This window comes from Amycolatopsis sp. WGS_07 (assembly GCF_045278895.1).
Classification (GTDB): domain Bacteria; phylum Actinomycetota; class Actinomycetes; order Mycobacteriales; family Pseudonocardiaceae; genus Amycolatopsis.
Genome location: NZ_CP136053.1, coordinates 3,378,263 through 3,391,499, shown reverse-complemented (window position 1 = coordinate 3,391,499; position 13,237 = coordinate 3,378,263). Strand labels below are relative to the sequence as shown.

Annotated in this window: 15 protein-coding genes; 7 read left to right on the top strand and 8 right to left on the bottom strand. The window is 69.8% G+C overall.

Annotated elements, in window-relative coordinates:
* Nucleotides 1-382 precede the first annotated feature (382 nt).
* From RPX00_RS16105 to RPX00_RS16080, 6 genes are all read right to left on the bottom strand, one after another.
* Nucleotides 383-1,201: a DUF4349 domain-containing protein gene (locus tag RPX00_RS16105; RefSeq protein ID WP_406640338.1), complete on the bottom strand. Its 819-nt coding sequence runs from the start codon at nt 1,199-1,201 to the stop codon at nt 383-385.
* Nucleotides 1,202-1,267: 66 nt separating this feature from the next.
* Entirely contained in the window at nt 1,268-1,780 is a 513-nt protein-coding gene (locus RPX00_RS16100) for a YbjN domain-containing protein (protein ID WP_406640337.1), read from the bottom strand.
* Entirely contained in the window at nt 1,777-3,075 is a 1,299-nt protein-coding gene (gene mshA / locus RPX00_RS16095) for a D-inositol-3-phosphate glycosyltransferase (RefSeq protein ID WP_406640336.1), read from the bottom strand. Before mshA ends, RPX00_RS16100 begins: the two co-directional genes overlap by 4 nt.
* Nucleotides 3,076-3,088: 13 nt before the next feature.
* Nucleotides 3,089-3,913 carry an alpha/beta fold hydrolase gene (locus RPX00_RS16090; RefSeq protein ID WP_406640335.1) on the bottom strand — a complete coding sequence of 275 codons (825 nt, stop codon included), beginning with the start codon at nt 3,911-3,913 and terminating at the stop codon, nt 3,089-3,091.
* A gap of 28 nt (nt 3,914-3,941) precedes the next feature.
* A complete protein-coding gene (locus RPX00_RS16085; protein WP_406640334.1) occupies nt 3,942-5,129 on the bottom strand; it encodes an Ig-like domain-containing protein in 1,188 nt (395 codons plus the stop codon).
* 176 nt (nt 5,130-5,305) lie between these two features.
* Entirely contained in the window at nt 5,306-6,361 is a 1,056-nt protein-coding gene (locus tag RPX00_RS16080) for a UDP-N-acetylmuramate dehydrogenase (RefSeq protein ID WP_406640333.1), read from the bottom strand.
* 234 nt (nt 6,362-6,595) lie between these two features.
* Here RPX00_RS16080 and RPX00_RS16075 point away from each other — a divergent pair, with 234 nt between their 5' ends.
* From RPX00_RS16075 to RPX00_RS16050, 6 genes are all read left to right on the top strand, one after another.
* On the top strand, nt 6,596-7,096 hold the full coding sequence (locus RPX00_RS16075; RefSeq protein WP_406640332.1) for a DUF2505 domain-containing protein: 501 nt from the start codon (nt 6,596-6,598) through the stop codon (nt 7,094-7,096).
* Entirely contained in the window at nt 7,075-7,875 is an 801-nt protein-coding gene (locus RPX00_RS16070) for a class I SAM-dependent methyltransferase (RefSeq protein ID WP_406640331.1), read from the top strand. The genes RPX00_RS16075 and RPX00_RS16070 overlap by 22 nt, the downstream gene beginning before the upstream one ends.
* A 69-nt stretch (nt 7,876-7,944) precedes the next feature.
* On the top strand, nt 7,945-8,742 hold the full coding sequence (locus tag RPX00_RS16065; RefSeq protein ID WP_406640330.1) for a DedA family protein: 798 nt from the start codon (nt 7,945-7,947) through the stop codon (nt 8,740-8,742).
* Nucleotides 8,669-9,247, top strand: coding sequence for a maleylpyruvate isomerase N-terminal domain-containing protein (locus tag RPX00_RS16060; protein WP_406640329.1), 579 nt, complete (start codon nt 8,669-8,671; stop codon nt 9,245-9,247). Before RPX00_RS16065 ends, RPX00_RS16060 begins: the two co-directional genes overlap by 74 nt.
* A 45-nt stretch (nt 9,248-9,292) precedes the next feature.
* Entirely contained in the window at nt 9,293-10,144 is an 852-nt protein-coding gene (purU, locus tag RPX00_RS16055) for a formyltetrahydrofolate deformylase (RefSeq protein WP_406642943.1), read from the top strand.
* Nucleotides 10,144-10,425, top strand: a complete 282-nt coding sequence (locus RPX00_RS16050; RefSeq protein ID WP_406640328.1) for a hypothetical protein — start codon at nt 10,144-10,146, stop codon at nt 10,423-10,425. Before purU ends, RPX00_RS16050 begins: the two co-directional genes overlap by 1 nt.
* 41 nt (nt 10,426-10,466) lie before the next feature.
* Here the strand turns inward: RPX00_RS16050 and RPX00_RS16045 are convergent, their stop codons facing one another.
* Nucleotides 10,467-11,516 carry an NAD(P)-dependent alcohol dehydrogenase gene (locus tag RPX00_RS16045; RefSeq protein ID WP_406640327.1) on the bottom strand — a complete coding sequence of 350 codons (1,050 nt, stop codon included), beginning with the start codon at nt 11,514-11,516 and terminating at the stop codon, nt 10,467-10,469.
* Nucleotides 11,517-11,635: 119 nt separating this feature from the next.
* Here RPX00_RS16045 and RPX00_RS16040 point away from each other — a divergent pair, with 119 nt between their 5' ends.
* Nucleotides 11,636-12,253: a TetR/AcrR family transcriptional regulator gene (locus tag RPX00_RS16040; protein WP_406642941.1), complete on the top strand. Its 618-nt coding sequence runs from the start codon at nt 11,636-11,638 to the stop codon at nt 12,251-12,253.
* Here RPX00_RS16040 and RPX00_RS16035 read toward each other — a convergent pair.
* Nucleotides 12,234-13,178: a helix-turn-helix transcriptional regulator gene (locus RPX00_RS16035; protein WP_406640326.1), complete on the bottom strand. Its 945-nt coding sequence runs from the start codon at nt 13,176-13,178 to the stop codon at nt 12,234-12,236. The two genes, RPX00_RS16040 and RPX00_RS16035, sit on opposite strands and share 20 nt — an antisense overlap.
* Between the last annotated feature and the right edge of the window lie 59 nt (nt 13,179-13,237).

The window sequence follows — 13,237 nt, the reverse complement described above, 5'->3', positions numbered from 1 at the left end:
TAGTGCGTCCACCCCTCTACCGAGAGTGCGTTACCCGGCAGTAACACCTTCACCCGACGCGCAGGTGGGTTGCCGACAACCAGGCCAAAGAGTGCAAGGCGCTGCACGCTGTTATCCCCGTCAGCAAAGTTCACTCGAACGGAGTAACCAGTAGTCTTGTGATTACTGGTCGACATCTGACAGGTTGGGCATGTCCCGCTCAGCCGGATTCCACGCACTCCCGGCTGATCACGGGCAGTGACCGCGGCTCGTCTCCCCCTGCCGAGCCGCGGCCCGCCGGCCCCGTTGGCATCCCCCTCGTCACCGGGTCCAGCAAGGCGGGACCTGCAGCGGGACGGCTCGAGATCGCGACTCCCCCTCCCTCGAGCCGTTCCGCCAGCCCTCACTCCGCGGGCCTGGCCTTGCGCCGCCGCCGGAACCACCACACCAGCGCGCCCGCCGGAATCCCGAACGCCACCAGGAACGGCAGCAGCACGCCCAGCACCCGCACCAGCCCGCCGCAGAACGTGACGAACGCGTCCCATCCCCCAGCCAGCCCGGAGAGGAAGCCGCCCGCTTCCGCCGGAGCGTCCTGCTTCGTCACCGACAGCGAGACAGTCGCCATCGCGACCTGCCCGGCCAGCGACGCCTGCTGCCGCTCCAGCGACTCCAGCGTGGCCTGCCTGCTGGTCAGCTCGCTCTCAACAGACGCGATCTCGGACACCGACTGCGCCTTCGCCAGCAGCGCGCGAATCCGGTCCACGCTCGCCCGCTGGGTCGCCAGCCGCGCGTCTACGTCAACGACCTGCGCGGTCACGTCCTGCGCGCTGATCTCCCGCCGTTTCACCTGGCCGAGCCCGCCAAGCTGGTCGAGCACGCCGTCGAGTTTCTCCGCGGGCACCGACAGGGTCAGCGACGCGGAATCGTCCGTCGCGCTCTCCTGCCCGGGGTAGCCGCCAGCGCCGGTCGCGATCGTCTTGGCGCGGGACACGACGTCATCGGTCTTCGGGGTGGTCAGTTCCAGCCGCGCGCTGCGCGCCAGCTTGCGATCGGTCGCGCCGGGCGCGGGCACCGCCGCCTGCGCTTTGCCCTCCCTCGGAGCCGCGCCCTGCTGCTGCGCGGGCGCGACCGCCGACCTCGCCGAATCCGCGCTGTTACCGCTGCATCCGGCCAGCAGCAACACCGCGGCACCGGCGAGCACGTATCTCCATCGAGTCCGCATTCCCGTCTCCCTCCAGTCGTTGGCGGTGAGACGAAACGACTGGCCGAAGCCGTTGCACGGACTCGGTTACGACTCGGTCAACCCCGGTTCGTGCCCTTCGGCGGGTTCGGCGAGGTGTTTGAACGCCTGCAGGTTCGCCAGCGATTCGCCGCGCGAGACCCGCCACTCCCATTCGCGCTTGATCGACGTGGCGAATCCGATTTCCAGCAGCGGGTTGAAATCGCCGTCGGCGGCCTCGAGCACCTGTCCGAGGATCTTGTCCAGTTCGGACTCGGTCACCGTCTCCTTGCCGAAGCGGCCGACCAGGTAGATGTCGCCCATACTGTCCACTGTGTAGTGCACGCCGTAGAGCCGGGCGTTGCGCTGCAACAGGAATCGGTATACGTCCTCGTGCCGCTCGTCCGGCCGGCGGCACACGAACGCCTCCACCGAGAACGCGTGGTCGCCGTCCACGAGCCAGCAGTTGGTCTGCAGCTTCTTGGTTCCCGGCAACGTCACGAAATAACGGCCTTCGCCGCGACGGTCGTATTTGAGCCCACTTGAGTCCAAAGTGGACTTGATAGTCGCGTCAAGGCTCACACTGCCACCTCCGCCCGCAGTTCCAGCGCCCGCCGGAACGCTATGGTCGCCTGAGCATAGATGTCCAGCAAGGAATCCGTGGTGCGCCGCCAGGAAAACCGCTGCGCGTGCCGGACCGCGTTGGACGCCAGCTCGGCCCGCCGGTCCGGGCGCAGCGCGACGGCGGCGAGCGCGTCGGCCCATTCCGCCGCGCCGTGCGACGGAACCAGCAGCCCGGACACCCCGTGCGGCACCGCGACCGGCAGCCCGCCGACCTCGGCCGCCACCACCGGCGTGCCGCACGCCTGTGCTTCGAGCGCGACCAGACCGAAGGATTCGTTGTAGCTCGGCACCGCGACCACATCGGCCGCGCGGAACACTGTGCGCAGCTTCAGCCCGTCCTGCGGCGGCAGGAAGCGCACCTGCTCGGCGATGCCCAGCGACACCGCCAGCTCCCGCAACGCCTGCGGCTGCTCCAACCCGGTCCCGGACGGGCCGCCGACCACCAGAACCACCAGCCGCGACGCCAGTTCCGGCCGCCGCCGCAGCATTTCCGCCGCCGCGTGCAACAGGACGTCCGGCGCCTTGAGCGGCTGGATCCGGCCGGCGAAGGCGAGCACGACCGCGTCCGGGGCCAGGTTCAGCTCGCGCCGCGCGTCCAACTGCGAGCCGGGCGTGAACCGTTCGAGGTCCACGCCCGGCGGCACCGCGTGCACCGCATGGGTCGCGGCCCCGTAGAGGTCGACCAGCTGCCGGGCCTCGACCTGGGTGTTCGCGACGAGACAGTCCGCCTCGGCGACCACCTGCTCCTCGCCCATCACCCGCGTGCGCGGTTCGGGTTTGTCGCCCTCGGCCAGCAGCGCGTTCTTGACCTTGGCCAGCGTGTGCGCGGTGTGCACGAGCGGTACGCCCCACCGGTCCCGGGCCAGCCAGCCCACCTGGCCGGACAGCCAGTAGTGCGAGTGGATCAGGTCGTAGTAGCCCGGCTCGTGGAACGCCTCCGCACGCAGGACGCCCGAGGTGAACGCGCACAGCTGCGCGGGCAGTTCGTCGCGCGCCAGCGGCTCGAACGGCCCGGCGGGCACGTGCCGCACCGTGACGCCGGGCGCCAGCTCGGCCAGCGGCGGCTGGTCCGACGACGTCGCCCGGGTGAAGACCTCGACCTCGACACCGCGCCGCGCCATCTCCTGCGCGGTCTGGCTGACGTACACGTTCATCCCGCCCGCGTCGCCGGTGCCCGGCTGCTCGAGCGGGGAGGTGTGCACGGACAAGACCGCGATCCGGCGCGGCTCAGCGATGAATCCCTTGAGGGTCACCTGGTCACTCCTGCTACTCGGCTGCTGCGTCCCCGGCGAACCGCCGCAGCGCGGAGTTGAAGTCCTCCGGCTCCTCGACGAACGGCAGATGCCCGGCCTCAACGAACCAACGCAGGACCGCCCCCGGAATCTTCCCGGCCGAATACTCTGCCGCCGAAGGATCCACGACACCGTCCGCCGAACCGTGCACCACGAGGGTCGGCTTGTCGACCGCGGCGAGCACGTCAGCACTGCCGATGTCCCGCCGGAACAACGCACCGCGCACCGCGGGCGGCACCGAAAGCGAGCTGCCGAGCATGGCCTGTGCGTACGCGCCGGGCACCTTCGGGCTGGCCTGCGCCCGGGTGAACTCGACCAGCGCGGGGATCGCCACCTCGGCGTCTTCGGAAAGCGCGGCCGGGAGCGCGGCCCGCATGATCGGCCCGGTCGCGCCGCCCTCGCGCTTGCGGCCGATCTCGGTGATCGCGCCGACCAGCACAAGGCCGCCGAGCCGTGCGGTGCCGTGCTCGCGCAGGTAGTCCGCGATCACCAGCCCGCCGTAGGACCAGCCGACGACGATCGCGTCCGGACCGGCGAAGTCGAGCACCGCGGCGAGGTCGCCCGCCCACCGCGCCGGATCGTCGTAGCCGTCCGCCGGGACGTCGGAGCCGCCGTGCCCGCGCAGGTCCATCGCGACGAGCCGGAACCGCTCGCGCAGCGCCGGGTCGGCCAGCTGGGCGGACCAGGCCGCGGCGGACTGGGCCCAGCCGTGCACGAAGACGATCGGACGCGCGTTCTCCGGTCCCTCGACGCGCAGTGCGATCCGCACGCCGCCGGCCCCGGTTACCTCAGTGTTCACTTCTACTTGTTAGCAGACGGCCAGTGGATCACTTCGCGGCCGACATCGACTTCCAGGTCGCCCAGTCGTAGAACCAGTCCTTGACGTCGGAGTTGGTCGGGCTGCCCAGCTTCGAGCCGGTGACCTCGACCGGGTCGCCGATCATCGCCGAGTCGAAGTAGCGCTTGGCGTCCGCCTCGAGCAGGTTGACGCAGCCGTGCGAGTTGTTCGTCTTGCCGATCGCGGCCGCGTTGTCCTGGTTCTCGTGGATGAACTCGCCGTGGTTGGAGAACCGGCAGGCCCACTTCTTGTTGACGTTGGTGTAGCCGTAGCGGGCGTTGTCGAACACCGCGTGCGGCTCCTTCGACATGATGATGAAGGTGCCGTTCGGGGTGTTGCGCTGGACGTCCGAGTCCAGCCCGTTGGAGCACGGGTAGCTCGCGCTCTCCGCACCGCCGCGGTAGACCTTCATCACGTGGTCCGGAGTGTGGATCTTGACCACCTGGTTGCGGCCGATCTTGAACTTGGTGCTCACGTCGGACTTCACGTAGACGCCCCCGCCGAGGTCCACGCCGTACAGGTTGGCCTCGACCTCGACGGTCGTGTTGGCCGGCCAGTACTCCTTGGGCCGCCAGTCGACCTGGTTCGCCGACAGCCACGCCCACGAGCCCTGGACGTCCGAGCTGGTCTTGACCTTCAGCGCCTTCTCGACCGCGGCCCGGTCCTTCGGCGCGGCCCCGTTGAACTTCACGCTGATCGGCATCGCGACGCCCACCTCGGCGTCGTCGCCAGGGTTCAGCGTGGCGCGCACCGTCTTGGCCGGGCTGACCGTGGCGAACGACCCCTTCAGCTCAGCGGGCCGCTGGTCGGTGCCGGTCGCCTTGGCCGCGTAGCTGTAGGTCTTGCCGTAGCCGAGCGGTTCGGAACTGGTCCAGGACAGGCCGTCCGGGGCGATTTCGCCCTTGATCTCGTCGCCGCCCTCGTTGGTCAGCTTGACCTCGGTGAGCTTGCCTTCGGTGACCTTCACCACCACCGGCTCGCGCACGCTCGCGTCCTTGGCCCCCACCGCCGGGGTCGCGGTGAGCTTCGCCACCGGGGCGACCGGCTGACCGCCGTTGTCGCCGCTCCCGCCCTGCGGCACCGCGGTGCCGCCATTGCTGCCGCCCGAGCACGCTGCGGCCAGCGCGGCCGCACTCGCCGCCGCGACGACCTTGAACACCGTACGGCGCTCGATCACGGTCCTACCTCCACTTGTCCCCCGCACCGGCATCTCCCACGCACATCAGCGCCGGTGAGCGACTCGACGTTACCTGCGAACCGGAAAATCCACTCCATCCCGCAAGACGTTTCACCCGGCGCCCGGTTGCTGCCGCTTTCCTGTCAATTGGCTCACTCGGGTTACCCCCGGAGCCCTCAGAGCGAACAGTTGATCAACAGCGGCTCGGGCCGCAGCCGCACGCCGAACCTGCTCTCGACACCGTCGCGAACCTCGCGAGCCAACGCAAGCAGGTCACCCGTGCTGGCGTCACCCCGGTTGGTGAGCGCGAGAGTGTGCTTAGTGGACAAGGAAACCCGCCCGCCAGGCCCGGGATGCCCCTTGGCGAAGCCGGCCCGCTCGATCAGCCACGCCGCGGACAGCTTCACCCCGCCGTCAGCCGGATACTGCGGGATCTTCCCCTCAGTCGACTCGGCGATCCGGCTCAGCACCGCCTGCGCTTCTCCCTCGGGGACGATCGGGTTGGTGAAGAACGACCCCGCACTCCAGGTGTCGTGATCGGCTGGATCAAGCACCATGCCCTTGCCGCGCCGCAACCCGAGCACCGCCTCCCGGGCCTGCGCGGCGGGGACTTTCGCGTCGATTTCGACACCCAGCGTGCGCGCCAGCTCCGCGTACCGGATCGGCGCGGACTGCCCGCTCGGGTCGATCCGGAACCGCACGCTGAGCACGACGCCGCGATCGGTGCCCTTGAGGATGCTGGTGCGGTAGGCGAAGCCGAGTTCGTCGGCCTTGACCGTCCGCACCTCCTTGGCGACCCGGTCGTACAACTCGACGGAGACAATCGACTCGGCCACCTCGCCGCCGTACGCCCCCACGTTCTGGATCGGCGTCGCCCCGACCGACCCCGGGATCCCGGAGAGGCACTCGAGCCCGCCAAGGTTTTCACCCACCAGCGCCGCGACGAACGCATCCCACTCCTGCCCGGCGGCCACCTCGACGAGGTCACCATCACGGGTCCAGCCGGTGTTCGCGATCCGCACGAGAGTGCCGTCGAAGCCTTCATCCCCCACGACGAGGTTCGATCCGCCGCCGAGCAGCAGAACCGGCTCGCCAGCGTCGTCGGCGTCACGCACAGCGGAGACAAGCTCAGCAGCGCTCGTCGCAGTAACCAACCGACGCACCGGCCCCCCAAGACGAAGGGTGGTGAAGTCAGCAAGACGAGCCAGACCAGGCGCTTCAGCGATGTCCACGAAGCTTGACGGTACCCACCCAAAAAACCGCAGCCGACGCACCCAACCATCGGTGCACCCAGCCCCTCCCCCGCACCCCGATACGAAGCCGCCCTGCGGTCTGGTGGTGCTTGTCAAGGCATCTTTCCCGCCTTGACAAGCACCACCAGACCGTCAGCACACTTGGGCTTCGGGGTGCCCCACGCAACCCTCTTTCCGCAGCACCGCCGCATCCGCCAGGTACTGTCCGTATTCATGGGATCCCGCATCGAGCACCGCGGCGAATTCACCGGCTCGCTCGAAAACGTCTTCACCGCAGTGGCAGGCAAGGAAGCACTCCAAGCCCGCCTCGACGCCCTAGGCGGCGACGACGCCAAACTCCTCTCCTACACCGCCGAAGGCGACTCAGTCCGCTACGAACTCCAGCACGGCATCAAGGCGGCCAAACTCCCCCAGGCCGTCCGTGCCCTGCACAAGGGCGACATCATCGTCAACCGCACCCAGACCTGGAAGCGGTCCGGCGACGAGTACACCGGCCGGTCCGACGTCGGCGTCGGCGGCGTACCGGGCGAGATCGGCGCCTCGACCTACCTCACCGGGAAGGACGGCAAAGTCCTCCTCCGCACCTCCGGCGAGGTCGTCGTGCGGATCCCGCTCTTCGGCGGCCGGATCGAAGAGTTCGTCTCCGAGCAGGTGGTCAACCTGCTCCGGAGCGAGGACGAGTTCACCGCGCAGTGGCTGGCCGAGCACGCCTGACTCCGGTGGGAGCCCCGACCAGGGGCACCACCAACCCCAACCGGTTGCGCCGGGTCGACCGGTGGCTCGCGAGCGATCCGGCCGTCACCCGGCTGCTGCGGCGCGGCGAAAGTCCCCTTGTCGTCGATCTCGGTTACGGAGCGTCGCCAGTCACCACGGTGGAACTGGCCCGCTGGCTGGCGCGGGTGCGGCCGGACGTCCGGGTGCTCGGGCTCGAACTCGATCCGGAACGCGTCGCCGCCGCGCTGCCCGCCGCCGATCCGCCCCGGCTCGACTTCCGGCGTGGCGGCTTCGAGCTGGCCGGGACGCGGCCGGTCCTGGTGCGGGCGTTCAACGTGCTCCGGCAGTACGCCGAGGAGGAGGTCCCCGGCGCGTGGCGGCTGATGCTCGACGCGATGCCGCCGGACGGGTTGCTGGTCGAGGGCACCTGCGACGAGATCGGCAGGCTGGTCACCTGGGTCGCGGTCGGGGCGGACGGGCCGCGCACGCTCACGCTCTCGCTCCGCCTCGCCGACCTCGACCGTCCGTCCACAGTGGCCGAACGGCTGCCGAAGATCCTCATCCACCGCAACGTTCCCGGCGAACGCGTGCACGCTCTGATGTCCACTTTGGACGAATGCTGGGCGGCGGCGGCCCCGCACCGCTCGTTCGGCGTGCGCGCCCGCTGGACCACCGCGGTCGCGATGCTCGCCGACCGCGGCTGGCCGGTGATCGGCAATCCGGAGCGGCGGCGGCTCGGTGAGCTGACGGTCGCCTGGGAGAGCGTCGCGCCGCGCTGAACCCACCTGTTCACCACGATCACCCCGCTGGGTCACCCGGTGGTGACCTTCAGTGCTGACGATGAGCGAGTGGAACTGCTGGAACACGCCACCGAGCTGATCCGGGGCACGCTCGGCTCGCCCTGGCTGTGGGTGCTCGTGTTCGCGATCGCCGGACTGGACGCGCTGCTCCCGTTCATGCCGAGCGAAACGACCGTGGTGACCGTCGCCGTCCTGATCGGACCGGACTTCGACCGGCTCGCGCTGCTGATCGTCGTGTCCGCCGTCGGCGCGTGGGCCGGAGACTGCCTCGGCTACGCCGTTGGCCATGCCGCCGGACCGCGAGCAGTCGCCTGGCTGCAACGCGGACCGTCTGGGCGGCAACGCTACGAATGGGCCCGCGACCAGGTCCGCCGGCAAGCTCCGCTGCTGATCGTCGCCGCGCGCTACCTGCCCGGCGGCCGCGTCGCGAGCGCGCTGGCCAACGGCAGCCTCGGCTATCCGCTGCGCCGGTTCGTGCCGCTCGACGCCGTGGGCGCGGCGCTCTGGTCGGTCTACAGCGCGCTGATCGGGCTCGTCGGCGGCACCGCGTTCGCCGACCGTCCGGTGTACGGCCTGCTGCTGTCGTTCCTGCTCGGCCTGCTGCTGGTGGCACTCATCGAATTCGGCCGCCGGGTGCGCGTGCGCAGGCTACGGTCGGCACATGGACGCGCCACGCCTGCTGGAGGCGATCGACATCCACGGGGACCGGATCAAGACCGCGACCCTCGCCGCGGGTCCGGCCGCACCGGTCCCGAACTGTCCGGAGTGGACAGTGCAGGACCTGGTGACACACCTGACGGCGGTGCTCTCGTACACGGTCGCGGCGATCACCGACCGGAAAGCTGAAGCCCCTCCGGCCGGCACGTGGGAGGACGCGCTCGGCCGCTGGGACGGCGAACGCATGGCCGTGCGCGAAGCCCTGCGCCGTCCGGCGGACACCCCGGTGCGGTCGCCGTTCCCGCACGGCGGCCCGATCACCGTCGGGGACTGGACGCGCCGGCTCGCGCACGAGTTCGCCATCCACCGGCTCGACGCGGAAAGCGCCCTGCCCGCCCCGTCGGACACCCGATACCGCCCGGAATTCGCCGAGGACGGCATCGACGAGTTCCTCGCCTTCCTGACCCCGCGCCGCGGCAAACCGAGTCGCGCCGGGGTGGTCCAAGCCAGCACCGGCACGCGGAAGTGGACCGTCCTGCTGCACCCCGACCAGCCGCCGACGCTGGGCGAAGGCACCCCGGACCTCACGCTCACCGGCCCGGCCGACGACGTCTACCGCGCGCTGTGGGGCCGTCCGAACCGCGCGGAGAAAGTCGGCGACGCCACCCTTCTGGAGCCCCTCGCAGCGCCCTGACCAGCGGCCGGTGAGAATGGGCGGGTGTCAGATCCCCAGCGTTACGTGCTCACCTTCGGCTGCCCCGACCGCACCGGCATCATCGCCCGCATCTCGGGCTTCCTCGCCGACCACGGCGGAATGATCGTCGAGGCGGCGTACCACACCGACCCCGACTCGGGCTGGTTCTTCACCCGCCAGGTCGTGCGCGCCGATTCGCTGCCGTTCGACGCCGAGGGACTGCGCGAGCGGTTCGGAGCGGTGGCGAACGAGCTGTCCGCCGAGTCAAGCTGGCAGGTGCGCGACACCGGCGAACGCCCGCGCGCGGTGGTGCTGGTGTCGAAGGCCGGGCACTGCCTGTACGACCTGCTCGGCCGGGTCGCCTCCGGAGAGCTGGACGTCGACATCGCCGCGGTGATCGGCAACCACGACTCGCTCGCGGACATCACCCGCGCGCACGGGATCCCGTTCCACCACGTGCCGTTCCCGGCGGGCGATCCGGACGGCAAAGCGGCCGCGTTCGCCAAGGTCCGCGAACTGGTCGACGCCCACGATCCGCACGCGATCGTGCTGGCGCGGTTCATGCAGGTGCTGCCCGCGGACCTGTGCGCGGCGTGGGCCGGGCGCGCGCTGAACATCCACCACAGCTTCCTGCCGTCGTTCATCGGCGCGAAGCCGTACCACCAGGCGCACACCCGCGGCGTGAAGCTCGTGGGCGCGACCTGCCACTACGTCACCGCCGACCTGGACGCCGGGCCGATCATCGAACAGGACGTGATCCGCGTCGACCACGGCGATTCGGTGCAGGACATGGTGCGCAAGGGCCGCGACATCGAGAAGGTGACGCTCGCGCGCGGGTTGCGCTGGCACCTGGAAGGCCGTGTTCTGGTGCATGGCAACCGGACTATGGTTCTTTAGTGCTCTGGTCACGAGTGAAGTTCTGGGGATTGCTGCTTGTCTTCGCCGCGCTGCTGATCTTGAGCCTGGTCTCGCTGAACCAAACCGACGTCACGTGCGGCGGCGAGACCATGCACTCCGGGGACACCTGCGTGTCCCGTGGGGTCAATCGCGGCCGCGAGGACCAGGAATCCGAAAACAGCGGCCGGGACTGGATCGGTGTCGCCATCGGCGGGCTGGGCGTGCTCGGCTACGCCGCCTATGGCGTGTTCGAACTGCGTGACCGGCGCAAGCCGGCCTGAAGCCGTGGTTCCGGGACCGCCCCGGAACCACGGCCCGCGCCTCACGCGCCGATCGTCGAGGCGTCGATCACGAAGCGGTACCGCACGTCGCTGTTCTCGACCCGCGCGTACGCCTCGTTCACCTGGTCCGCGCTGATCGTCTCGATCTCCGCGCCGACCCCGTGCTCAGCGCAGAAGTCCAGCATCTCCTGCGTTTCCGCGATGCCGCCGATCATCGACCCGGCCAGCACGCGGTTGCCGCCGAGCAGGGAGAACACGTTGTACTCCAACGGTTCCCCAGGCGCACCGACGTTCACCATCGCGCCGCCGACGCGCAGCAGGCTGAGGTAAGCGTCGACCGGCAGCTTCGCCGAGACGGTGTTGAGGATGACGTCGAACCGGCCGGCCAGCGTCTCGAAGGTCGACTCGTCGCTGGTCGCGTAGTAGTCCTTCGCACCGAGCCGAAGGCCGTCTTCCTGCTTCTTCAGGCTCTGGCTGAGCACGGTGACCTCCGCGCCCATCGCGACGGCCAGCTTGACCGCCATGTGCCCGAGCCCGCCGAGCCCGACGACGGCGACCTTCTTGCCCGGCCCAGCGCCCCAGCGGCGCAGCGGCGAGTAGGTGGTGATGCCCGCGCACAGCAGCGGCGCGGCGACGTCCAGCGAGATGCCTTCCGGAATCCGGCAGACGAACGCGTCCTTCACCACGATCTGGCGGCTGTAGCCGCCGTAGGTGTTCTCGCCGTCGAAGCCGACCCCGTTGTACGTCTGAATGTTGCCCTTGACGCAGAACTGCTCGGACCCGGCGCGGCAGTACTCGCACTCGCCGCAGGAATCGACCATGCAGCCGACCCCGACCCGGTCGCCGACCTGGTATTTCGTGACGTCCGAGCCGACCGCGGCGACGACGCCGGCGATCTCGTGGCCCGGCACCATCGGGAAGATCGCGGTCCCCCAGTCCTGGTGGACCTGGTGCAGGTCGCTGTGGCAGATCCCGGCGTACGCGATGTCGATGAGCACGTCGTCCGGACGCAGGTCACGGCGCTCGATCGTCGTCGGCGCGAGCGGTCCGCCCGGCGCCGCGGCGGCGATGGCGGAGGTGGTCGTGGTCATGAAGCCCTCCTGGTGTCCCGATTGCCGGGAACGAAATCGATGTAAGAACCCTCTTACATTGACTAGTGTGGGCGTCGGCTTATTCCTCACCACGACCACGAGCGGGTGTGACACACGGCATGGCGGCGCAGTACCACCACCGCAATCTGCGCGCCGAACTCGTGCGCGTCTCGCTCGACTTGATCGCGGAAAACGGCATCAGCGGCTTCTCGGTCGCCGAAGCCGCGCGGCGGGCGAAGGTCTCCGCGGCCGCGCCGTACCGGCATTTCCCGGATCGCGCGGCGTTGCTGGCCGCGGTCGGCACGGTCGCCGCACGCCAGCTTCGCGAACTCGCCGAGGAAGCGGCCGCCGCCGAAACGGACGAGGGTGCCGCGCTGGCCGCCGTCGCCGCCGCGCACACGAAGTTCCTGATCGACACCCGGATCGGCCTGCACGTGTTCTTCGCCGCCGAGCTAGCCGATGCGCAGTACGTCGAACTGCACGAGGCCCGGCGCGAACTGAACGACGCGTCGCTGCTGCGCTGCCTCGCGATCGCGCCGGACCCGGCGATCGCGCTGGAGCTGATGGAGCAGCTGCACACCCAGGCCTACGGCTACGGCGATTTCTACCTCAACGGCGTCTACCAGTGGCTTGGCTACCCGACGGAGCAGGTCGTCGCCAAGTCCCGGCGGGCGGCGCGGATCGTGATCGAGGCTTACCGCGCCGGGATCCCTGAGATCAGTCCGGCGGAGTGGTGACGTAACGGGCGGCCAGCCATTCTCCGAAGGCGCGCAAGCGATCGGTGAGCGCGGACGGTTCCAGCACGTCGAAATCCACGTCCAGGTAAGCCAGCCAGCGCGCGGCCCAGTCGAGATCGTCGGTGCCGAAGCGGAGTTCGCACTCGTCGCCGTCCTCGACGACGGTGGCCACACTCGGGTCGACGAGTTCCCGCACCAGGTCAGCGGACGTGTGCACCTGTACCCGGACGCGATACCGCCAGCCCGCGTCCGTGACGAGATCGGCCACAGTGGACGGTGGCTCCGGCGCGGGCAGCTTGATGCCGAGCGGCTGGACCGCCTCGATCCGGTCCACGGCAAAGACTTTCCATTCCGTCGCGCCGCGCGGGCAGGCGACGAGATACCACTGCCGCCGGACTGTGAGGAGCCGATTTGGTTGCACATCAACGGGTTTCGCCGCCGGAGCGTCCAGCGCCCGATGCCGGATCCGGACCGCTTCACCAGCCCGGCAAGCCAATGCCAGCGGCACCAGCATGTCCCGTGCCGCTTTCCGGAAAGGCTTGCCCGGCAACGATTCCACGTCCGCGAGCGCGGTGAGCCGGGCCTGCCATCGCGTCGGTACGACCTGGGTCAGCTTGGCCAGCGCGGTCACCGTGGCGGTCTCCAGCCCGTCGACCGCCACCGCCGTCTGCAGGCCGAGCGAAACCGCGGCGACCTCGTCGGCGTCGAGCAGCAACGGCGGCATCGCGCTGCCGTGCGCGAGCCGGTAGCCGCCGACCCGGCCCGGTTCGCCGTCGATGCGGTAGCCGAGTTCGCGCAGCTGGGCGATGTCGCGCCGGGTGGTGCGTTCGGTGACGCCGAGCCGGGCCGCGAGGTCGGTGGCGGAGATGCCCGGACGCGCCTGCAGCAACGCCAGCGTCTCCAGGCGACGGCTCGTGGTGGTCATGGAGACGATTCTCGCGCAAAACTAGGACAGTATCCGACCGGGTATCCGGTCATACTCGT

What these genes read in the sequence shown, in the direction of transcription:
- RPX00_RS16105 (WP_406640338.1), bottom strand. Translation starts at nt 1,201, where the DNA reads ATGCGGACTCGATGGAGATACGTGCTCGCCGGTGCCGCGGTGTTGCTG.
- RPX00_RS16075 (WP_406640332.1), top strand. Translation starts at nt 6,596, where the DNA reads ATGGGATCCCGCATCGAGCACCGCGGCGAATTCACCGGCTCGCTCGAA.
- RPX00_RS16045 (WP_406640327.1), bottom strand. Translation starts at nt 11,516, where the DNA reads ATGACCACGACCACCTCCGCCATCGCCGCCGCGGCGCCGGGCGGACCG.
- RPX00_RS16040 (WP_406642941.1), top strand. Translation starts at nt 11,636, where the DNA reads ATGGCGGCGCAGTACCACCACCGCAATCTGCGCGCCGAACTCGTGCGC.
- RPX00_RS16035 (WP_406640326.1), bottom strand. Translation starts at nt 13,178, where the DNA reads ATGACCACCACGAGCCGTCGCCTGGAGACGCTGGCGTTGCTGCAGGCG.